General features: G+C 47.6%; 19 protein-coding genes. 1 reads left to right on the forward strand and 18 read right to left on the reverse strand.

The window, feature by feature from the left end; translation table 11 throughout:
* Positions 1-2: 2 nt before the first annotated feature.
* The 10 genes from C6P39_RS06805 to C6P39_RS06850 form a co-directional block, all read right to left on the reverse strand.
* The gene (locus C6P39_RS06805; RefSeq protein ID WP_104803242.1) at positions 3-251 is read right to left on the reverse strand and encodes a barstar family protein; all 249 of its coding nucleotides are present in this window, start codon (positions 249-251) and stop codon (positions 3-5) included.
* Complete coding sequence (locus C6P39_RS06810; protein WP_104803243.1) at positions 248-745, reverse strand: ribonuclease domain-containing protein; 498 nt, start codon at positions 743-745, stop codon at positions 248-250. Before C6P39_RS06810 ends, C6P39_RS06805 begins: the two co-directional genes overlap by 4 nt.
* 14 nt (positions 746-759) lie before the next feature.
* On the reverse strand, positions 760-1,587 hold the full coding sequence (locus C6P39_RS06815; RefSeq protein WP_104803244.1) for an HAD family hydrolase: 828 nt from the start codon (positions 1,585-1,587) through the stop codon (positions 760-762).
* Between the two features lie 18 nt (positions 1,588-1,605).
* Complete coding sequence (locus C6P39_RS06820) at positions 1,606-1,938, reverse strand: nucleotide pyrophosphohydrolase (protein ID WP_104803245.1); 333 nt, start codon at positions 1,936-1,938, stop codon at positions 1,606-1,608.
* A 61-nt stretch (positions 1,939-1,999) separates the two neighbouring features.
* A complete protein-coding gene (locus C6P39_RS06825) occupies positions 2,000-3,919 on the reverse strand; it encodes a sensor domain-containing diguanylate cyclase (protein ID WP_158661478.1) in 1,920 nt (639 codons plus the stop codon).
* 162 nt (positions 3,920-4,081) lie between these two features.
* Positions 4,082-4,909 (reverse strand): alpha/beta fold hydrolase, encoded by an 828-nt coding sequence (locus C6P39_RS06830; protein WP_104803247.1) that lies wholly within the window; start codon positions 4,907-4,909, stop codon positions 4,082-4,084.
* Positions 4,910-4,930: 21 nt separating this feature from the next.
* Positions 4,931-6,214 (reverse strand): MFS transporter, encoded by a 1,284-nt coding sequence (locus tag C6P39_RS06835; protein WP_104803248.1) that lies wholly within the window; start codon positions 6,212-6,214, stop codon positions 4,931-4,933.
* A gap of 4 nt (positions 6,215-6,218) precedes the next feature.
* Entirely contained in the window at positions 6,219-6,935 is a 717-nt protein-coding gene (locus tag C6P39_RS06840; RefSeq protein ID WP_104803249.1) for an ABC transporter permease, read from the reverse strand.
* The gene (locus C6P39_RS06845) at positions 6,932-7,648 is read right to left on the reverse strand and encodes an ABC transporter ATP-binding protein (protein WP_104803250.1); all 717 of its coding nucleotides are present in this window, start codon (positions 7,646-7,648) and stop codon (positions 6,932-6,934) included. Before C6P39_RS06845 ends, C6P39_RS06840 begins: the two co-directional genes overlap by 4 nt.
* A 90-nt stretch (positions 7,649-7,738) precedes the next feature.
* A complete protein-coding gene (locus C6P39_RS06850; RefSeq protein WP_104803251.1) occupies positions 7,739-8,392 on the reverse strand; it encodes a TetR/AcrR family transcriptional regulator in 654 nt (217 codons plus the stop codon).
* A 230-nt stretch (positions 8,393-8,622) separates the two neighbouring features.
* Between C6P39_RS06850 and C6P39_RS06855 the strand changes: the two genes are divergently transcribed.
* A complete protein-coding gene (locus tag C6P39_RS06855; protein ID WP_104803252.1) occupies positions 8,623-9,975 on the forward strand; it encodes an MATE family efflux transporter in 1,353 nt (450 codons plus the stop codon).
* Between the two features lie 39 nt (positions 9,976-10,014).
* Here C6P39_RS06855 and C6P39_RS06860 read toward each other — a convergent pair whose 3' ends face one another.
* The 8 genes from C6P39_RS06860 to C6P39_RS06895 all read right to left on the reverse strand — a co-directional run bounded on the left by C6P39_RS06860 (position 10,015) and on the right by C6P39_RS06895 (position 21,114).
* Positions 10,015-10,518, reverse strand: coding sequence for a GNAT family N-acetyltransferase (locus tag C6P39_RS06860; protein WP_104803253.1), 504 nt, complete (start codon positions 10,516-10,518; stop codon positions 10,015-10,017).
* A gap of 17 nt (positions 10,519-10,535) precedes the next feature.
* Entirely contained in the window at positions 10,536-11,111 is a 576-nt protein-coding gene (locus C6P39_RS06865) for a 5'-nucleotidase C-terminal domain-containing protein (RefSeq protein WP_242986959.1), read from the reverse strand.
* Between the two features lie 55 nt (positions 11,112-11,166).
* Positions 11,167-11,889, reverse strand: coding sequence for an IS630 family transposase (locus C6P39_RS06870; RefSeq protein ID WP_158661707.1), 723 nt, complete (start codon positions 11,887-11,889; stop codon positions 11,167-11,169).
* Positions 11,841-12,302 carry a helix-turn-helix domain-containing protein gene (locus C6P39_RS06875; protein ID WP_104803255.1) on the reverse strand — a complete coding sequence of 154 codons (462 nt, stop codon included), beginning with the start codon at positions 12,300-12,302 and terminating at the stop codon, positions 11,841-11,843. The genes C6P39_RS06870 and C6P39_RS06875 overlap by 49 nt, the downstream gene beginning before the upstream one ends.
* A 47-nt stretch (positions 12,303-12,349) precedes the next feature.
* Positions 12,350-13,264: a bifunctional metallophosphatase/5'-nucleotidase gene (locus C6P39_RS06880; RefSeq protein ID WP_242986961.1), complete on the reverse strand. Its 915-nt coding sequence runs from the start codon at positions 13,262-13,264 to the stop codon at positions 12,350-12,352.
* 27 nt (positions 13,265-13,291) lie between these two features.
* Complete coding sequence (locus C6P39_RS06885; RefSeq protein WP_242986963.1) at positions 13,292-16,843, reverse strand: UvrD-helicase domain-containing protein; 3,552 nt, start codon at positions 16,841-16,843, stop codon at positions 13,292-13,294.
* 267 nt (positions 16,844-17,110) lie between these two features.
* Entirely contained in the window at positions 17,111-19,081 is a 1,971-nt protein-coding gene (locus tag C6P39_RS06890; RefSeq protein ID WP_104803256.1) for a glycoside hydrolase family 127 protein, read from the reverse strand.
* 20 nt (positions 19,082-19,101) lie between these two features.
* Positions 19,102-21,114 (reverse strand): glycoside hydrolase family 31 protein, encoded by a 2,013-nt coding sequence (locus tag C6P39_RS06895; protein WP_104803257.1) that lies wholly within the window; start codon positions 21,112-21,114, stop codon positions 19,102-19,104.
* Positions 21,115-21,238: the final 124 nt, after the last annotated feature.

The raw sequence follows: 21,238 nt of genomic DNA on the forward strand, positions 1-21,238 counted from the left end.
TATTAGCCAATCACTTGAAGACCTTCATTCTCCCCGGAGGCATCCAGCAGGACCCGCCATATCCGCAGAAAATAATCCTGCGCCAGCTCCCGGTTCTCCACCTCTATCTCCATCTCTTCCTTTTCTGTAAGACAGTCATACAATGCATCCAGATTACTCCCGCAGTAATCCGGAAGTCCTAATTTTTCCTTCAGATATCTGTGCGCCTGCTCCTTCTCGTCCATGCATAATGCGTCCAGGACTACCTTCATAGATTCTCCTCCCCGTATAATAGCTCAAAGGTCTCGTAGTGGTCCTCTGTATAGTACACGAGGCCGTCATCTGAATAGACGATCCTTTTTGCTCCCCGGTAACTTCCGTCGCTGTCAATATCGCATTCGTAATACTGCCGCCCCTCTTTTTCCGGCAGGTTTCCCTCATAGTTGCCGAACCGGTCTCCCCCGATACTCTTACCCGGTGCTGCCTCAGCCAGATTTCCTTTGCTGCTGACCCATCCGGCCTTCTTTGCTTCCTTTTTCGTGATAAAGTTATCCGGAAGATGTCCAAATTGGTGAATGTAAGCAGCCACATCCTCTTTTGAGGTATAGCTCCCCGATTCTTCAAGGGAAGCGGCTGCCTGCCGGGTGTCTTTGTCCGCACCGCCTGTCATACTGTCTGTGGTGCTGCTGCATCCCGTCAGAAAGCAGAGCAGCAGCACCAGAATGCTGCAGATATATTTTAACTTATGTTTCCAGTTCTGAATCATGCCTTGTGCCTCTCTTATAGTTTAAGTATATTTCTGATGCCATAAGCAACGCCGCAGGCTTCATTGGACAGGGTAATGTGATCCGCGGCTTCTTTACATTTCGGGGATGCGTTCTCCATTGCAATCCCGATTCCCGCGAATGCCAGCAGCTCGGCATCGTTATCCCCATCCCCAAAAGCCGCAAGTTCTTCCTGCCGCAGTCCAAGGTGCTCCAGCAAAAAGGCAGCTCCCGTATGCTTTCCTGCATCTTTATAGGAAATCTCCAGAAGCTGCGGGACGGATGACGTGATATACACATCCTCTGCCTCCGCGTCCAGCATCTGCCACAGCCGGGACTTCAGTTCCGGATCACTTATGATCACATCCATGCCATCCAGAACAGACCCATGGGCACAGATAAAATCCCAAATATCCTCCACCGGTTTTCTGGTTCCCCGGATATAGGGGACTGCTCTGACATCGGCACCAAACTGTATGGGATCCTCCACATACGCCCTGGGTGCATATGCCTCCCCATCCACAAAGGCCTCAAAGGTCACAGGAAAGTTTTTTGTCAGATCCAGGATCCGATGCACGGAGTCCTCTGTCATCTTATACTGTTTCAGACACTTTCCCGTGGAAAGATCATATACAGCCGCTCCGTTTGATGTGATAGCGTACCGGATCCCCGTCATTTTTCTGATGGCTTCCGGAAAAGTGGAGAGGGCTCTTCCGCTGGCTGCCACCACCTGCACGCCCTTTTCCATGATCTGTTCCAGCACCAGCCTGTTTTCCTCCGGCAGATATCCATCCCCGTCCAGTGTTGTCCTGTCAAGGTCAAGAGCAATACATCTGATTTCCATAAAAACTCCTTCCCGCCGTTATTTTTCGGGCTTCGGATACTTCACCGCATTTTTTATCATCTTATCGCGGATGATCTCATCAATATCAAAAGAATACATCTCGGCAAAGCGCAGTGAAAAAATCAGCGTATCTGCCAGCTCTTCCCCAATGCGTTCCCTCTTTTTCTCATCTTTCATCATTTCCTTCATCTGGTCATTGGATTTAAACCGGAACAGATCCATCAGTTCATTGGCCTCTGTGGAGATGCCGATAGACAAATCCTTAGGATTATGGGATTTATTCCAATGCCTCTCTTCGCAAAAATCAAATACCCTCATTTTTAAGTCTTTCACGGTTGTATTATTATCCATATCATCTGTCTCCTTATGTTTTTCCTTATGTTTTTCCTTATGTTTTTCCTTATGGTATGCCTCAGTTCAGGGAATACTGTTTCATGATTCCCTTTCCGCTGTTCTTCGCATCGTAAAGTGCATAATCAGCCGCCTTCAGAAGTGTCTGGAATTCATTGAGACCGCCGCCATACCAGGCCAGTCCGGATGATATCTCCAGCGCCTTCCTGCTCTTATCCGGAAACAGCACAGGGTTTTGCTGGAGCCGGCTGTAGAATTCTTCCATATCATTGGCAATCTCCTGCCTTGTCTTATAATGGTGGAGAAACAGGCAGAATTCATCTCCGGAGCGTCTGGCCGCAATTCCCCTGCCGCCATTGAACTCTGACAAAAATCCGGCACAGGCACGCAGATATTCGTCCCCCCAGTCATGGCCGAAACGGTCATTGATCCCCTTAAAGCTGTCAAGGTCCAGCATGATCATGGCGCATTCGCCGGTGTCCCTCTCCTCCAGAATATGCTCCACCTCTTTTCTGAAAGTGTCCAGATTGCAGAGGCCGGTAAGAGAATCATAATCCCGCTCGTGTTCCAGCCTTTTCTTTTCCTGCATCTCCCCTGTCACATCCGATATAATGCCAAAAGTACCGCCATTCTCTGTGGTTGTGAATATACGCACCCATTTCTCGGGATTTTCTCTTATTTTGAACTCATTCTCTCTCTTATCACAGGCAGCTTTCAGGGTATCCCCAAGCATTTTCTGGAATATGTTCCTGTCACGGCAGGCCTGGCTCATTTCTTCCTCTGTCCAGTCCAGCACAAGCCGGATGCGTTCGGTTGCCATAACCTTCTCACTGTCCTGATTAAACTCAAACACACCGATAGGCAGATCCAAAGTATCAATGACTTTGGAAATTTTAACGGTTGCATCCAGGATTCCCTGGACCATCTTATTGATGCCCTGGCTCAACTGTCTGAATTCGGGATTGCTGTCCACCTTCACCACAGTATCCAGATTGCCGTCTGTGATCCCCTTCAGGTCATCCATTATGGTGTGGACCCCGTCCACGATCTGATGTTTCAGCAGACGGTTTATGACCAGGATCGCCACCAGATACACAAGGACCAGGTAGAAAAAAGTAAGGATGGTCTGTATATTCCGCTCCTCATAAAGCTCTGCCTCACTCTCCCCTGCTCCCAGTATCAGGCCGTCTTTTTCCCTGATGACACAGAACATTTTTTCTCCGTCCTGCCGGATAAATCCGCCGTCGCTGCATCCGGCCATAACCTCCGGGGTGAGCCCCAGATCCTCCATGCTGCTGCCTGCCATATCCTGGTCCGAGTGGGCCAGCACCTCCCCACTCTCTTTATCTATGGCAAAGAGAACACTCCCCGCATCCACCGGGACCCTGGAGAATATGTAATCAAGCTGATTTCTTTTCTGGGCATCCAGCATCCTGGTGGGTGCCATCCCCACCTGCACGATACCCTTCTGATCCTGGCGTGCCACACCGATATACTGGAATACTTTCTGTTCATATCCATTTGGCCGTATTTCCTGTACCAGATAGGAGTCCGGGTCATCCAAAATGCTGAGAAATTCTTTTGTCTGGTCCGTAGTATGAAAATCCATGCCAAAATACAGGGGAATACTGCCTGCAAAGAGAATCCCGTTTTCGTCGATCACATGCAGTTCATCCACATTAAGCAGCTCTGCTATCCGTTCCAGTTCCTGCTGGCTGTCCAGTACACTGGGATTCTGTTCTATAATATAGGCGAAGGCATAGGCTCTTGTCAAATAGTCTTCACTGAGGCTCTCTTTTAAGTTCTGCAGTTCCACCTCATTATTGTCAATGGTCTGCGATATCTGTCCCAGCTTCAGCGCAGCGTTCTGTACCATCTGTTTTCTGGCATTTCGCCCCTGCAGCCCCCAATTCAGCGCTAAAATAGCCAGGAGCGCTACGGCGACAACGTAGCTGATATACCTGGTAAAAATTTTCTGCACAAAATTTCCCCTTTCCCACCATTTACGCCGCTGATGGCCAGCGGCCTCACGCTTTTTAGATATTATAGCATAGAAACGCACAAACCGCATGCCATTTCTGACATGCGGTAAATACTCTGCATCTGTTTTATTACTGTTCACAAACCAATGTTTCGGGATTTTTCAACGGGTCTGCGGGTTTGTTCTGACTGCCCTGAGAAATATCTTATTAAAGAGGGCCAGTTCATCATACATGATTCCATGCCCGCTGTTCTCCAAGGTCACAAGCTGGGAGCAGGGAATTCCCTCCTTCTGGATGCGGGCCAGATCATTGGACACTACCACATCTTTCCCTCCGTGGATGATCCATGTGGGAACATGGACACAGGCCAGGTCACTGCGCCCGTCCTCGTCCCTGAGTGAGATCGCTGTTCTGACTGTAGCAATGCCGGACGCGGAGAGCGATATATCCTGGAACCACTGTTTTACCGGCTCCCGGTGGGGTGTGGCAAAAAGCTGCTCATGACTGAAGTTATAAGCCAACTGCGGTCTGTCCGTCTCAGCCAGGGAGATCAGGCCATCCACATATTTTCTGGTAAGTCCGTATGGATAGCCTTTCCGCTGCGTCCAGGATGGGGCAGCGGCGGCAAGAAGAATCAGCTTCTCCACTCCGTAGCCGCAAAACAGCCGCATATAACGCAGCACAATGGCCCCTCCCATGGAAAAACCTGTGAGAATGAATTTTTTCAATCCCATGGATTTCACCACATGATAAATATCCGCTGCCATTTGGTCATATCCATAACCGCAGGCCGGCGCATCAGATTCACCAAACCCTCTCAGGTCAATCGCCACCACATGGTATCCGCATTTTGTCAGCAGTTCGATCTGGTACTCATAAATCTTATGTGAGAGAGGCCACCCGTGGACAAGAAACACGGTCTTGGAGCATTCCTTGTTGAACTCATAGACAGCAATCCTAGTGCCGTCGTTAGATCTTACATAGAACATAAAGGAAATCTACTTTTTTCTTTATTTATATGCACCGGACACGGCCTCTGTTCCGCTGTCCAACATTCCCTCTGTGATCCATATTTTTCTCAGATACAGACCAACGAAAATACTGGCAATGCCTGCTGTCATAAAGATCGCCCATTCCAGACCTCTGGCCTGTTCAAACACCACACCGTACACAGCCTGCCCCAGAGGCTGGGAACAGGTGGCGATGGCCATAACCCAGGAGATCACTTTTCCGATCAGATGTCCCGGTGTTTTCATCTGCACAAAAGACATTGTCTGTACCGTAAATAGAGATGCACACAGCATGATCAAAAATGCTCCCGCGGCCAATACCAGATATTTTCCCATATCGGGAGCCGATGAATACAGAACTCCGCCCATAGGGAACATGAGCAGGGCCACAGCCACGATCAGCTTCCAGGTATCTCCGATCTTGATCTTACCTCCGAGAACGCCTGCGGCAATTCCACCTGCAATTCCGCCGAAAGCCATGATCCCTGACAGATATCCGTACATCTGGTTCGGATCAACCTTTTGGAATTCAAGTACCTGGGTACAGAGGACCGGAAGCCCGATGATCAGCAGGGAGGATATGAATAAATTTACAAACGCTATAATAACCGTAACTTTGCCTATCACCTTCTGGCTCTTAGCAATAAAATGTACGCTCTCCTTTAAGTCTCCGAAAATGATACGGAAAGCGCCCATATCCGTTTCTCTTTTGGTAAATGGGATTCTGATAAAGATTTCCATCACAGCCGAGAGGAAGAAACACACCATACTGATAGCAAGCACCACATGGATCCCCTTCATACTGTAAAAAATACCGCCCAGCACAGGTCCTAAAAGACCGGCCAGGGAAGATACTGTATTGATAACGGCATTAGCCTGCACCAGTTTCTCCTCAGGCACCAAAAACGGCATACTGGCCTGCACAGACGGCTGATAAAGACCGGAAATGCTATAAAGCAGTATCAGTGCCACAAGGATCAACGCCACAAGATTCACCTGCCCTGACAGCAGAAGAAACAGAAGGATGATTCCGGCAGTGGAAAAATCCAGCACCACCATGATGTTTCTTTTATTCACCCGGTCCGCGATCACACCTCCAAGGGGTGACATGATAAGCAGCGGCAAAAATGCCAAGGCTGACACCATCCCATACAGGGTAGGAGACTGGGAAATATTGAGCAGATGCAGAGGAAGGGCAAACCTGACCACCGCATTCCCGAACAGAGAGATGATCTGCCCGATAACTACCAGAATAAAATCTCTTGAAAAACCGTTTTTCTTCATATATTTATACCTCCATATTCTCTATTTTGTTTGTAATCCCCACATAACATCCCAGACCTGCAGCCAGGGTAACCGTCATGATTCCAATCATGATCCACAGCCCGCTGTCCGCTCCCAGCATGAAAAGGTTTGTCACCGGGCATATGAGGATAACGGAAGTTACCACAGAAGCCACCAGTGACTTTTTCCAAAAACCAATACGCATGGAAATCTGTCCAATAGAGGCTGACATCACGCCCAGTACCACACCTGCTGCCAGCACCCTTCCCATCTCGGTTATGCCAAAGGTTTCCGGCATGAAATGAAACAGGTTGGCCGCCATACCCACCACAAGAAAGCACAGTGTCTCACAGAGGAACGTAGCCGTAAATATAAATCCCCACAGCAGGGTACATTTTGCCTTCAGGACCGATTTTCTTTTCACAGGGTAAGAGAAGAGCAGAAGCGCATTTTTCCCTGTATATTCTGTCACCACCAGCCTGGCTGCCATAGCGCCGCCCAGGACCGCAAAACAGGACATGATCAATCCCGAAACGGGCAGCAGAACCCCTTTCCAGGTGGCAAACAGCAGCGCATCGTCTCTTGTCACACTTCCCTCCTCCAGTTTGGGAAGCAGCGGAAATGCAAAGGTCATGATAAGACAAAACACAGCGATACCCGCTGCTGCCAGCAGATAGCCCTTAAAGTCCGTTCTTCTTAATTCCAGCTTTATCAGCCTCATATCTGTTTCCTCCTCATAATGTCAATGACGTAATTTTCAAAATTTTCTCCGTATTGTTTTCTCATCAAAGACGGGGAGAATTCTTCCACAATCTTTCCCTGGGCCAGGATTCCCACTCTGTGGGCAAGCTGCTCCATTTCACTCAGAATATGACTGGAGACCAGGATTGCTGTACCTTTTTTTGCCAAACCCAGCAGAATATCTCTCACTTCCTGTATTCCCACAGGGTCAAGGCCATTGATCGGTTCGTCCAGCAGCAGACATTCCGGGCTATGGAGCATTGCCCTTGCAATCCCCAGCCTCTGCTTCATGCCCATGGAAAATCTGGACACCGGCTTTTTTCCTGTCCGCCCCAGCCCTACCTGCTCCAGGGCGCCGTTAATATCACTTTTCTGATCCATGTATGCCATATGGATCTCCAGATTCTCCCTGGCTGACAAGTGATCGTAAAATATGGGCGTCTCGATCAGAGTGCCTATCCTGCTCTGGATCTTCTCTCTGTACTCCCAGCTGTCCCTGCCTTCTATCCGCACTTCACCCTCGTCCGGCTGCTGAAAACCGCCGGTTATTTTCATCAGTGTGGTCTTTCCGGCTCCGTTGATTCCCAACAGACCGTAAATTTCACCCTTCTGCAGATTCAAAGAGCAGCGTTCCAGCACCCTTTGTCCCTGAAAGCTCTTAGACACTTCCCTTATTTCTATTACTGCATCCATCGTTTCTCTCCTTTTGATACCGACCGTAGGTATGTATAATGATAAAAAAATGGGCTGCCGGTTCAGACAATGCTGCCGGGCAGCCTTATATTATTTATGTTCATTATAAATTTCTGTCAGTTCCTGCAGTCTGTTGATAGTTTTCTCATCCATAATGTCAAGACCAAGGGCCTCCAAAACCTCCTTAAAACAGAGGCATTTCCTGAGCGTCTCCTCAGGGGTGGAATCCATAGTCATTGGATTGATCCATACATTCCCAAGCAGAAGCAATACTTCCCCTAACTCTGCCGGATATTTTGTATGGATGCTGCCGTCCTTTATCCCCTCTTCCATGATCGGGGTTAGATATTGGGGAGCCGTGATATCAAGGGTTTCCCGCATTACCATGGACAATAGCTGCGGATTATCTCCAAGTCGGGGGGCGGAACGAAACATATCTTTCTGCTCCGGACGGTTGAGGGATTCAAAAAACAATTTTTTCAGCTTTTCTTTTCCTGTAAGCGTCTTATCGTCTCTTATCCGGCGCAGCAAAATTTCCGACCCTTCCGTCATGCGGTCTGTCACAGCAGAGAGGATTTCCTCTTTTGACTTAAAATGGTGATAAATAGCGCCTTTGCTGAGTCCTCCCAGATGATCAACGATATCTTGGATAGAAGTCCGCTCATACCCCTTTTCCACAAAAAGTCTGCCTGCAGTTTCCAGGATCAGATTCACAGTCTCCTCCGGATATTTATTCCGTGCCATATTGTACCTCCATATTTCTTTGGATTATATTTAAGTTAACATACCAACGGTATGTTTGTCAATAGCTTTTATTGTTGCTTTTTTCCACATGAGGAGTAAAATAGTAACCGTTCAGACAGGTCTGTGCATTTACTGCGCTGACCGTATGAAAAAGTAGTGCCAGCTTTATCCAGCCCATCGCGAAGCTTTCGGCCTGATCTTCTTACAAATGAAAATGGAGTGATACTGTCATGGATACAACAGAATCTAAAACCCTGATGACCTCAGGTCCCATATGGAAAAAAATCATAATGTTTGCACTCCCGTTGTTTCTGGGAAATCTTTTTCAGCAGCTCTATAACACTGCGGATTCCCTGATCGTAGGGAATTTCCTAGACAGCAATGCCCTGGCCGCTGTCAGTTCCTCAGGGAACCTGATTTTTCTTATGGTTGGCTTTTTCAACGGCATTGCCATGGGTGCAGGCGTGGTGATCGCCAGATATTACGGCGCCGGAAATAGAGACAGCCTTCAAAAGGCAATACACACTACCATAGCCCTTGGACTTGCCGCAAGTGCTGTTCTTACCCTGGCGGGTGTCATTCTCGCGCCCCAGATACTTGTCTGGATGGGAACACCAAAGGATGTGCTGCCCCAGTCTATTACCTATTTCCGTATTTACTTTGCAGGCTCCCTGGGGTTTGTTATGTATAATGTGTTTGTGGGTATTCTGCAGTCCGTAGGTGACAGCAGGCACCCGTTAGTTTACCTGATCATTTCCTCTGTGGTTAATGTTGTACTGGATCTGTTTTTTATTATTGTACTGCACCTGGGGGTAGGCTCCGCCGCTCTGGCCACCATTATCTCCCAGTTTCTCAGCGCGGTGCTATGCCTTGGGAAGCTTAAGCGCTGTCCACTTGAATATCGGGTTTACATAAATAAAATAAGGTTTGACAAAGCCATGCTGGGCCGGATCATACATAACGGGCTTCCCGCAGGTTTCCAAAATTCAATCATAGCCTTTGCCAATGTGATCGTACAGACTAATATCAATGCCTTCGGAAAAATGGCGGTGGCCGGATGCGGTGCTTACTCTAAGATCGAGGGGTTCGTCTTCCTGCCAATCAACTGCTTTACCCTTGCCCTGACCACCTTTGTCAGCCAGAATCTGGGGGCCAGGGAATACGACAGGGCAAAAAAAGGTGCTAAATTCGGGCTTGTATGTTCTATGCTGATCGCGGAGATCATCGGTGTGCTCATCTATACTTTTGCGCCGGTTCTCATTGCTGCCTTTAACAACGAAGCACATGTGATCCAGTTTGGAACCGCCCAGGCCAGGACTGTCACACTGTTTTATTTTCTTCTGGCACTCTCCCACTGTATCGCCGCCATTCTGCGTGGTTCCGGAAAGGCCTCTGTCCCCATGCTGGTCATGCTGGTGTTCTGGTGCATTGTGCGGGTCTCCTATATATCTGTGATTGTGAGATTCATACCGGTTATCCAGGTTATCTTCTGGGCTTATCCGCTGACGTGGTTTTTAAGCTCTGTGGTGTTTGTATTATATTACAAAAAGGCGGACTGGGTGCATGGGTTTGAGCGTGTATAGCGCTTTCCCGCGGATCACCCGGATAACTGCAGGGACACTTTAAAAAATCAGCCGCATATCGTTCCAGACTGCATTTCCGTGGCAGGAATCCGCTCTGCCGTGGCAGACAAATCCAAATTTTTCATAGTAATGGATCATGTGATCCTTGCAGGTCAAAATGACTCCTTTTTTCCCCTCTTGTTTTGCGGACTGTATCAATGCATTCATGAGTTTTTCAGCAATGCCTTGTCTTCTGTACCGGGGCAGAACGTTGAGGCCGAATACCGTCTGATAGCTGCCATTTGGATTATGTAAACCAATATTGTGATACATCTCGTCAGGCAGATATGGTTCATCAGTCACGCCTCCGTTGACAAATCCCACTGCTTTTCCCTCTGTTTCCGCAACAAAAAACTTTTCAGGAAATGCGGCCAGACGCTCTTTTATGGCTTCCACGCTGGCTGCTTCCGCTGCCGGGAAACAGGCCGCTTCAATGGAAGCCAGGGTCTCACCTTCCCCCGGCTGGGCATTTCTTATGGATATATTTGATTTAGATTCCTGCATTTTAAATTTTCCCTTTCTCAATCTGTTGTTTCTGTTCTTTTTTCATAAACAGGCCGCAGAGCATTATGTTCTCTAAAATATTCCTCAATAGCAGTTCGGATATTTCCAGTAACAGTCTTTGCCTGTTTCCGCCCCTCCACGGCCTCCCGGTCAAGCCCCAGGAAACTGTCTATATTATTGTAGTGGAACAGTTCCAGGCCCACAGCAAATACGGCGTCGTCCTGTATTTCTTTTCCGTTAAACCGTGCTTCTGTCAATACCCGGCTGCCGGTGGAATATACAATATGGATGCCTTTGCTGAACTGATAATATTCGGAATCGTTGTCCTTAGCACTGAAGCTTTTCTTCATAGCATGGAGGATTCCCCTCTTCAATTCTTTTCCTGTCAATTCAATACGGACCAGTGTCTCATCATAGGGATACATATTCAGTAAATCCCCCACCGTGATAATAGGTCCTATCTCCTCCGCCCTGAGGCTTCCGGAACCAAGCATGACGATATCCAATCCAAACTGCTTTTTCAGCGCGTCGCAGAACAGATTCCCTGCGCTGGTGGACTGATAGCGGCTGGGATGAGTGGCTTTTCTCACCATACTAGTGTATTGTCCGAATGATAACTATGGTAATATTGAGGCACAATTATCCCGACTATTCAAGCTGGGGATATAGTGAAATTAACTTTACTCTAGCATCAGCTGCTGTAAAGTGCCAAGTTACGGTTCTTTGATTCTCGTTGCGCTGGTGCTCCCATATATTTAATTGTTGTTGCAGGTGTTCAAGCGTATCAATCCGCCGAGCCAGACATTGCCGAGTCATTGCGTTTAATTCGATCTCTGCTATATTAAGCCAGCTTCCGTGTTTTGGTGTGTAATGAATCTCCAAACGCTTTGCCAAAGCTCTTGCTTTTTGTGGAGCGTATCTTTTATATAAGGAACTGAGCGCATGTGTATTCAAGTTATCCATGACAAGAATGATCTTTTCTTTGTCAGGATAACATTCTTCCAGAAGATAGCACATCTCCTCAGCCCAGTCAATCGCTGTGCGATGTTCTCTGGCGCTTACATGGCGCCAGCCAGCCAGAACCTCTGTAAAGACAAATATGCTACTGGTTCCTTTGCGGATGTACTCAGAGTCTATTTTGAGGATGTCGCCCGGACGTATCGATAATGGTTCCCGCGCATCATCAAGTAACTGATATGGTTTTTCGTCCATGCATATAACCGGAAAATCCGGATTATAGGGCATTTCATAGATATCCAGGACATCTTCCATACAAGCAACAAAAGCAGCGTTTTCTTTTGGTGGAATACACCAGTATTCATTTAGGTGAGGTCTAAGTTGTGTTTTTTTAAAACCTCCTGAATCGTCGATTTACTAACCGGTGTATCTAATACAACACGTGCATGATCCGACAAAAGTCTCACGGTCCAGCGTGAAAAACCTTCTGGAGGGGCCGAACATGCTAACTCGACAATATGAGCCTCTGAACGCCCATCCACCTTACGCTTTGCATTGGAGTTTGGATTTCTGTGATAAGTGATGGTGTAATCTAAACCATGCTGCATATAATCTTTTACGATATTGGAAACAGTTGCTTTACTGACACCAAAAGTTTTACTGATCTGCTGCTGTGTTAGGTGGTTCGGATTATTGACAGCTAATTCCAAAAGAATTTGGCATCGTCGAATGATTGACTTTGATGTTTTCTTATTATGGATTAGCGATTGTAACTTGTTGATGTCAGATTGATTAAGATCAATCAAGTACTTTTTAGGTCTGGCCATGGTATTGCTCCCGTTTCTTTTGAGCTTACCATATATTACCATAAATATCAACCAGACATTACACTAGTGAGGATCGCTCCGTATTTTTCATCTGTCACTTTTTTAAAGTCATAGATCAGGTGTTCCAGTTCCTCATTTCTTTCACAATGCGCGTCATCAATAGGAACCGTTTCCCATGTGTAGCTCTCTACGGAATTGGTATCCGTGTTCACCTCTATCTCAAAACGTCCGATCTGGTCTGTTCCGATCCCGGCCTGTACAATGAGGATGTTATTCACCTCTGCGGGCGCGTCCAGATATGTGTGGCTGTGACCGCCGATGATGACATCCACACCCCATCTGGGATCAAGCTGTTCTGCAAGCTTTAGGTCTTCCGCAAATCCAATGTGTGTGAGGAGTATGGTAAAATCAATATCCACATTTTTATAACTGTTGCAGATAATGCCCACTTCCCTGGCTGCATCGGTCAAATCCACAAAGGTTCCAAGGAGCATGTCTGATTTTGCCTTGCTCATAATGTCTTCCGTCAAGAGGCCCATAACAAGGATTTTCATACCATCCACTTGAAGGATTTTGTGGGACTGGAACAAACGCATACCTGTTGGCCTGATGTAGATATTTGCATTTACGATGGGGAATTTGCAGCAGCGCTCCAAAAAGAGCAGATGCGCAATGCCGTAATCCAGTTCGTGATTTCCCAGGGAGACAATATCAGGTCCCAGGACATTCATGATCTCTATTGTGGAGATTCCCTTGAATTCAGTGTCTATGAGAGAACCTCTGAACATGTCTCCTGCGATCATGTATAAGGTATTGGGATTGTCTCTTCTCACTTGGTTGACATAACCTGATAAAAGAGAGACACCTCCCACCAGCTCATTATCAATCTCCTCTGCAAGGAAATCGCCGTGCATGTCATTGGAATGCAGAAGTGTCAGATGTTTTATATTCTTTTGTGTCATTCTTTATTTCCTCTCAGTCTGCTTCATTTACAGGAAGTCGAAAAGGTTTAACTGTTCTCCTCCGTCGTTTTGCTTTCTCTTATCAGCACCTTCTCTCAGCAGGGATTCCTCCGGCAGATCCTCCAGAAAGACAGAGGCTTCCCGGGAGGTGGTAAGGATCAATTCCTCTTTGGCTCTGTTCATTCCCACGTAAAAGAGCCGGCGTTCTTCCTCAATATCAGTGATGAAACTCTCCCGGATACCTGCGCTGTCTTCTCTCTTTTGATGAAAGTCCCTCTCAAAAGGAATCACGCCTTTTCTGACGCCATAGATGATCGTCACCGGAAATTCCAAGCCCTTTGAGCCGTGGAGTGTCATGAGCGTGACACAGTCGGCTGTATATTGCCTGCCGCCGCAGCGTTTCAGATCACTTTCCACGCCAAGGCAGACGGCATCCATAAATTCCTGCATGGATTTATAGAAAACGGTCATTCCAAGAAGCTTATTTACAGCTATATCATCTGTAAGATTCATGTCTTCTATCCATTGTTCCAGGACTTTCTGTGATTTTCCCTTCTTCAGAAAAGGGATATATTTTTCCAGCATGGTTTCAAAAATACTGCCGCTTATCCGGTCTGGTTCCAGGTCCCACAGTAATTTCAAGCAAAGATCCCTGTTCACTGTGTCATCCTGATCTGCCAGGCAGCGGAAAAAGCAGATGCATCCCCGGACGGTCTTTTCTGCAAGAAAATCCTCGCGCCCGGCAATCACATATGGAATGCCTTCCCTTTGCAGACATTTTTCTAAAAGTTCTGCCTGGCGGTGGGTTCTGTACAATACTGCAATATCGGCAAAGCTTCTTATCGTATGCCCCGTACGTGTTTCCTGTGTTTCCTGTTTTTCCTGTGCATCCAGCATATCAATTCCGCCAATCAGGCGGTTGATCTCTTTAGCGGTAAATATAGCCTCCCCCATCTCGCTTCCGGCTGTGACAAGGCGGACCTGCGTGTTGTCCGGCCGGTTGGGGTGGATAACTCTCACCATGCCGGGATTTTTGGAAATAACCTTCACCGCCCCGGATATCACCTGAGGTGTGGACCGGTAATTTTCGGTCAAGCGGATGATATTAAGGTCTGAGAAGTCGTTTTTTAAATGTTCAAAACACTTATCATCTGAGCCGCGGAAACCGTAAATGGACTGGTCCGGGTCGCCAATGACAAAAAGCTCTCTGCCCCGCTTTGTCCACTCCATGATCAGTCGGTACTGGATTGGGCTGATATCCTGAAATTCGTCGACATGAAGATAGTTAAAGCTTTGAGCTGGGATGGTTGGATCCACTTTAATAAGGTTCAGGGTTTCTGTAAGCAGGTCGTCAAAGTCCAGAATATGCAGGGATCTTAATGCCTGCCGGTATTCTATGTACGCGGCGTATTCGGGTTCCGTTATGCCAAGGGCGGCAAACGGTGTAACGTCCGGAAGGTTCGGAAAGTCATTCTCTGTGACCACATCGCTGTTCGTCTTTATCAGGGATACTTTCTGGAGGAACTGCCTGGGCTTTAATTCCAGCTTCCTGCTTTTAACTATGTCTGCGGCCATATCCAGGGTTTCCGTCTCATCGGCAAGGGTAAACTGCATGCCTTGTTTTTTCAGCAGATCAAGGCAGATGGAGTGGAAGGTGCCGACTTGGATCAGACGGGCTGATCTGCCTTTTCCCAACTGCTGTCCCAGGCGCTCCTGCATCTCAGCAGCAGCTTTGTTCGTAAACGTTACTGCAGTTATCTCCGAGGACTTTACCTTTCTGGTCTCCAGAAGATAGAGAATGCGGGATATAAGGGTCTTTGTCTTCCCGGTGCCGGGACCTGCTATGACTGCCACTGCCCGGTCTATGGACCGGACGGCCTTCTGCTGTTGGGGGTTCAGAGGCTGGGGTGCGGGTCCGTCTACGGGTTTGCTGATCGTTTGGCCCTTCCGGGATTTCAATGCATTATCTGACCGGCCGTTTTTCTGCACTTCGTTTGACAGGCCATTTTCCTGCACTTCGTTTGACAGGCCGTTTTCCTGCACTTCGACTGACAGACCGTTTTCCTGCGCTTCGTCTGACAAGCCATTTTTCTGCACTTCGTTTGACAGGCCGTTTTCCTGCACTTCGTCTGACAGGCCGTTTTCCTGCACTTCGTCTGACAGGCCGTTTTCCTGCACTTCGTCTGACAGGCCGTTTTCCTGCACTTCGTCTGACAGGCCGTTTTCCTGCACTTCGTCTGACAGGCCGTTTTCCTGAATAGTTCCTGTATTGCCTGATATTTCTTTTGTATCCCGGATGATTTCCATGCCGTCAAAAAGGCTCATCTGTCCATCCAGATTTTCTATTTCTGTCTGTTCAAATAATTTTATGGTGCCATACTCTCCGTCAAAACCGGGGATTCTCTCCACTTTCCCTTCCCGCAGCCTCCGGATCCCCTCAGTGATCAAATGCCCGGAAACGCTTCTGATCTCTTCCAGAGGCATTATGCGCAGGATATCAAATTCAGGTCCCAGCTTCCGGAGCATTTCTTCATACTGCCTTACAACCTTTCTGCTTGCCGCCGAATAGCCTACAGATGCACCGATGACTTCCGGCAGCGGTACCAGACTTTCAAATGCCTTCCCATCGGCTCTTAGAAATCCTTCCGGGCGGTCAGCTAACTGCTCCACTCTGTGAGACACTCCGATCGTGAGTTTTCTTCCGCAGACGGGGCATTTGCCCTGGTATTTCTCGGCCTCCGGGGGGCTTAAACAGAGATGGCATTTTCTGTGCCCGTCAAAATGATATTTTCCTTCTTCCGGGAAAAACTCTATGGTTCCTGCCAGACCCACTCCTTCCTGAATGGCATTCCTTAATCCTTCATAGGTAAGTTCTATGTCAAGCAGATTGGCCTCCCTGCCCAGCTTTGCAGGGGAATGGGCGTCGGAATTTGAAATAAGCTGGTATTTATCAAGGGCAGATATCCTCCAGTTCATAGGGGGATCTGAGGAAAGTCCTGTCTCCATGGCACGGATGTATGGTGATAAGTCATCAAAGCATTCCTCAACTGTATCAAAACCGGAAAACGCCCCAAATAAAGAAAAATGAGGTGTCCAGATATGGGCCGGCACATAGACGGCACGTGGACACAACTCCAGAAGGATTTCCAACAGGTCCCTGCACTCTAATCCCAATATTGGACGTCCGTCGGAATGGATGTTGCCGATGCTCTCCAGTTTCCCGGAGATGATCTCCGCATCCTCCAGTCCCGGAAGAAGAATCAGGCTGTGCACTTTACGGACTTTATCCTTTTTCTTATAAATAGAACTGATCTCGCCTGTAACGACAAAACGCGGCTGCATGGCTGCGGCCGCTGTAGAATCCTGTATTCTATATCCTTCCTTCAGCACATACAGCCCATCCTCCGCCGGTTCCAGCTTCTCCCGCAGTTCCTCCCTCCAGGCAGGATGTGTGAAGTCACCTGTGCCGACTATCTGGATCCCTTTCCTGCGCGCCCAGAGATCCAGATATTCCGGCGTGCAGTCCCTGCTGGTAGCCCGGGAATATCGGGAATGAATGTGTAAATCTGCGATGTACATTTTTTATCACCTTATCCTTTTTGACGTTGAATGGTAATTACGATCATCATGTATCAGTTAGTATAACATTTTATACGTGAAATATCCAACTTTCTTGAATGTCATTTTCCTTTAGATGTAGTTTTTTATAACACAAATCCGGCATTGCTGCCGGATTTATCACTGCTATAAAGATTATGCACCAGAAATAAAAAATGTATATACCGGTTCCATCTGATTCCCCCCAAAGTCCGATTTAATGACAATCTGCTTTCAATATGCGTCTTATCATTGCGTATTTTCCTGATATTCTTTCATTACCCGCAGCCACACACGCATCTCCCCTTCCCCCCTGTTATTCCACATACAGTACGGCACAGCCTTAACCCTGCATTTCTCCAATCGTTCCGTCACGGGCTGATATAATTTCCCTTCCCATCCTTTTTCACTTACACGCCAGGCATCCGCTAAAACAGCGGTAGTCCCTCCCAGCAGATCCTCCTGGAATACCGGCTCCATACTACCGCCGGCATCCAGTACGACAGCTCCCAGATCTTTTCCGTTATCGGCTTCCTCCAGACAATACACCAAAGGTCCCCTTACGATTGCCGCCTTCCCTGCATCCGAAGCAACACGGGGATGGGCACACATCAGGACAGGCTTTAAAGGTACCTCAAAGCTAAACTCTGCTCCGCTCTCCCAAACTGTTCTTTCAGTGTACAGATATCCCTTCTCCCGTCTGACTAAAACCTCTTTTCCGCTCTTACTGATGATCCGCTCCACTTTTGTCCATCCGGGCTCTCGTACTGCCAGGGAAAACGGAATACATTCATGGTTTTCTACTGCTATTTTCACCCTGCCATTATAGGGATAATCTGTCCGGACAGACACAGATATGGTGCCATCCTTTAATTTTACTGAACACTTTCCGGCGATAAAAAGATTGACGAACAGAGTATCCTCATTTTCAGAATAAATATAATTCCCTAATCCGGTAAGTGTACGGGCAATATTGGGAGGGCAGCAGGCAACACCAAGCCACTTTCTCCGGGAGGGAAGTACATGATGAAGGGTTCTGTTTGTCTTTAACTGTTCTGGTACCACCTCCAGAGGATTCACGTAAAAAAATTCTGTCCCGCTTAACGACATACCGCCAAGAACCGTATTATAAAGCGCTCTCTCGGCGATATCCATGTATTTTCCGTCTCTCTCCACCTGGAACATTCTCAGTGAGAACATGGCAAGTGCTACAGAAGCACACGTCTCCGAATAGTTATAATTATTAGGCAGATCATAATCACAGGTAAAACATTCCCCGTCAGCCGCTGCCCCTACGCTGCCGGTGATAAACATCTGCGCGCCGGTAATATTATCAAATAGTGTTCTGCAGGCATCCAATAAAGTCTCATCTCTGGATTCGTATCCCACATCAGCCATAGCCGAATACAAATATAAAGCCCTGACCGCATGTCCGTCCGCCTTCTTCTGCCTCCGTATCGGCTTATGGGCCTGTATATTATTATACCCCAGATGCTCAAACTCCGGAAAAATGTGTTGAAATCCGTCCATTTTCTGTTCTTCCTCAAAGTGGCCGGGACTCTGACTGCCCCTGATGTCCAGGAAATACTTTGCCATATTCAGATACTTTTCATCTTTTGTCAGACGGTAAAGCTTAACCAGTGCCAGCTCAATCTCCGGATGCCCCGGACATCCGTGGATCTTTCCTTCATCAGGACCAAAGGTATTGCAGATACAATCTGCCAGTCTGCATACGATCTTCAAAAAACCGTCCTTCCCTGTGGCCTGATAATATGCCGATGCAGCCTCGATCATATGTCCGGCAGTATATAATTCATGTCCCTCTCTTAAATTGCTCCATCTTCCCAAAGGCTCCTGAATGGTATAATACGTGTCCAGATATCCGTCCTCCTGCTGCGCCCTTCCGATCAAATCTATAACTTCATCAGCCTCTTTTTCCAGTTCGCTGTTCTTTTTTCCTTCCAGGCTGTAAGCCAGGGCTTCCAACCATTTTGCCACATCCGTATCCTGGAAAACCATTCCGTAATACTTTCCCGTACTCTCTTTTGCGGCGATCTTAAAGTTCTCAATACAGTGGCTTTTCGCCGCATCGTTTACCCTGTCATTCAATACTTCCCATTGATACGGCAACATCTTCTCCCGCACCAGTTTAATATATCTGCTCCAAAATCTGTCCTCTATCTCCACGTCTGACAGCTTTGGTGAATCTAATTTTTTCATCTGCCTAAACCTCCCTCTGCCTATCCCCTGAGCCTTTCATACTGCCCGGATTCCTCTCTGATAAAAAACGGTATCACTTCAAGAGGTGTAGGGTACCTCAATGTCTGCCCGCCTTCATACACTTTCCCGGTATAATAATCAATCCATCTGTCTCCTCTCGGCAGATATACCTCCCTGGAAGTCATCCCCGGATATGTGACCGGCGCTGCCAGAAGATCTTTTCCCAGCATAATCTCATCTTCCGTCTCCCAGCAGTTTTCATCTGCCGGGTAGTTAAAGAACATTGTTCTGAGCATAGGCTCTCCTGTTTCGGATGCCCCGGCTGCTGTTTCCTCCACATAGGGACGCATTCTCTCCCGCAGCATCAACAGCTCTTTTAAGATTCCATAATTTTTTTCTCCGTAACTCCATACCTCATTCGGACCGCAGGTGTTAAAGTCGAACATCCCGCTGTCCACAACTTCCGGCAGGGTTCCGGAGGGGCGGCGATGGCCGTGAAGCCGGCATATTGGACTGAACACGCCAAACTGGAACCATCTGACCAGAAGTTCGCGGAACTCTTCACTCTCCGGATCTCCTCCCCAGAATCCGCCGATATCACTTGTCCACCATGCAATTCCGGCCATACCGGCATTCAAGCCGGCCCGAATCTGCATACGGAAGGAACGGAAACTGGAATATATATCCCCTGACCACAACAGTGTCCCAAATTTCTGACTGCCTGCCCATGCACTTCGGGTAAGATTTATGGGATCTTCAATCCCGTCTTTTTTCATTCCGTCATAGATGGCCTGACTGTAACAAAGAGGATATATGCCGCCGATTTCTCTGGCAGAGCCGGCCTGGTAACGGTAAATATCATAATCAAACTGCTGATATTCCGGTTCCGCCTCATCCAGCCAGAAAATGCGGATACCGTATTTCCCATAGTTCACTTTCAGCTTTTCATATAAAAACTCTCTTGCTCCCTGTGTTGTGGGATCAAAAAATACCTGAGCCCCCAGACAATGATACTGTGTCCTCACCCCTCGGTCCGCCCTGGTCAGAAATCCCAATTGTTTCAGCCTGGCATAATTCTCACTGTACGGCTCCACTGTAGGCCATACAGATACCATGAGTTCAACACCCATCTCTTTCAGTTCATCCACCATAGCTTTGGGATCAGGAAAATATTCCGGGTCAAATGACCAGTCCCCCTGATGTTTCCAGTGAAAAAAATCTATGACTATCACAGATAAAGGGAGTCCTCTTCTCTTATATTCTCTGGCTGTTTCAAGAACCTCTTCCTGGTTGTGATACCGCAGCTTACTCTGCCAGAAGCCGGACGCCCACTCCGGAAATTTTCCCGGCCGCCCTGAAACTGCTGTATAATTTTCCAAAATTTCGGCTGGTGTCTCCCCTGCCGTGATCCAATAATCAATTACGCAGGACGCCTCTGCGGTCCATCGGGTCATATTCTTCGCGAAATTAACAGTTCCCACTGCCGGATTGTTCCATAAAAAACCATACCCTTTATTTGAAATGTAAAAAGGAATGCTTGTCTGGGAATTTTTATGGCAGAGTTCAAGCTCACACCCCTTCAGGTCCAAATATTCCATTTGATATTGGCCCATGCCGTAAATTTTTTCGTTTTTATTTGATTCAAAGGTCATAACCGCCTTCGGCACGGTGCCACCCCATTCTTTCAGGACACGGGCGTAATTCTCCGTAGCCATCATATCCACCGGAACCTCCCTGGTTTCCCAGCGTTCCTTCAGGATTTCCTCGTTCTTCTCATTATAAAAAGAAATATAACCATATGTATTGATCCTTGCACAGATTTTACCATTTGTTATGCTGGCAGAATCATCTGAAATTTTGATGACCGGCTTCACTTCTCTCTGTGGTTCCAAAGCCCAGTCCTTTCCCGGCATTTTCTCCAAATGTGTGCTTCTGACCCGCAAGCTGTCCCTGCCCCACGCCTCAATATACAACAGTTCGTCATCATACCGCCAGCTTAAACGTTCCTGCTCACCTTTTACAATACCTTTCATCCGATGTGTCTCTCCTCTCCAAAAATCACCTGAAAACGTTTAGTAAAATCATATCTCACGATATGAAGTCCTTTCCAGAACCGTACGTGCGGCTTTCCCGCATACGGCTCTTCATAATAACGTT

Source organism: Blautia marasmi (assembly GCF_900258535.1).
Taxonomy (GTDB): domain Bacteria; phylum Bacillota; class Clostridia; order Lachnospirales; family Lachnospiraceae; genus Blautia; species Blautia hominis.

Bases quoted from the DNA above. Each gene is read 5' to 3' on its own strand.
- C6P39_RS06805 (WP_104803242.1), bottom strand. From the start codon at position 251: ATGAAGGTAGTCCTGGACGCATTATGCATGGACGAGAAGGAGCAGGCG.
- C6P39_RS06810 (WP_104803243.1), bottom strand. From the start codon at position 745: ATGATTCAGAACTGGAAACATAAGTTAAAATATATCTGCAGCATTCTG.
- C6P39_RS06815 (WP_104803244.1), bottom strand. From the start codon at position 1,587: ATGGAAATCAGATGTATTGCTCTTGACCTTGACAGGACAACACTGGAC.
- C6P39_RS06820 (WP_104803245.1), bottom strand. From the start codon at position 1,938: ATGGATAATAATACAACCGTGAAAGACTTAAAAATGAGGGTATTTGAT.
- C6P39_RS06830 (WP_104803247.1), bottom strand. From the start codon at position 4,909: ATGTTCTATGTAAGATCTAACGACGGCACTAGGATTGCTGTCTATGAG.
- C6P39_RS06835 (WP_104803248.1), bottom strand. From the start codon at position 6,214: ATGAAGAAAAACGGTTTTTCAAGAGATTTTATTCTGGTAGTTATCGGG.
- C6P39_RS06840 (WP_104803249.1), bottom strand. From the start codon at position 6,935: ATGAGGCTGATAAAGCTGGAATTAAGAAGAACGGACTTTAAGGGCTAT.
- C6P39_RS06845 (WP_104803250.1), bottom strand. From the start codon at position 7,648: ATGGATGCAGTAATAGAAATAAGGGAAGTGTCTAAGAGCTTTCAGGGA.
- C6P39_RS06850 (WP_104803251.1), bottom strand. From the start codon at position 8,392: ATGGCACGGAATAAATATCCGGAGGAGACTGTGAATCTGATCCTGGAA.
- C6P39_RS06855 (WP_104803252.1), top strand. From the start codon at position 8,623: ATGGATACAACAGAATCTAAAACCCTGATGACCTCAGGTCCCATATGG.
- C6P39_RS06860 (WP_104803253.1), bottom strand. From the start codon at position 10,518: ATGCAGGAATCTAAATCAAATATATCCATAAGAAATGCCCAGCCGGGG.
- C6P39_RS06865 (WP_242986959.1), bottom strand. From the start codon at position 11,111: ATGGTGAGAAAAGCCACTCATCCCAGCCGCTATCAGTCCACCAGCGCA.
- C6P39_RS06875 (WP_104803255.1), bottom strand. From the start codon at position 12,302: ATGGCCAGACCTAAAAAGTACTTGATTGATCTTAATCAATCTGACATC.
- C6P39_RS06880 (WP_242986961.1), bottom strand. From the start codon at position 13,264: ATGACACAAAAGAATATAAAACATCTGACACTTCTGCATTCCAATGAC.
- C6P39_RS06885 (WP_242986963.1), bottom strand. From the start codon at position 16,843: ATGTACATCGCAGATTTACACATTCATTCCCGATATTCCCGGGCTACC.
- C6P39_RS06890 (WP_104803256.1), bottom strand. From the start codon at position 19,081: ATGAAAAAATTAGATTCACCAAAGCTGTCAGACGTGGAGATAGAGGAC.
- C6P39_RS06895 (WP_104803257.1), bottom strand. From the start codon at position 21,114: ATGAAAGGTATTGTAAAAGGTGAGCAGGAACGTTTAAGCTGGCGGTAT.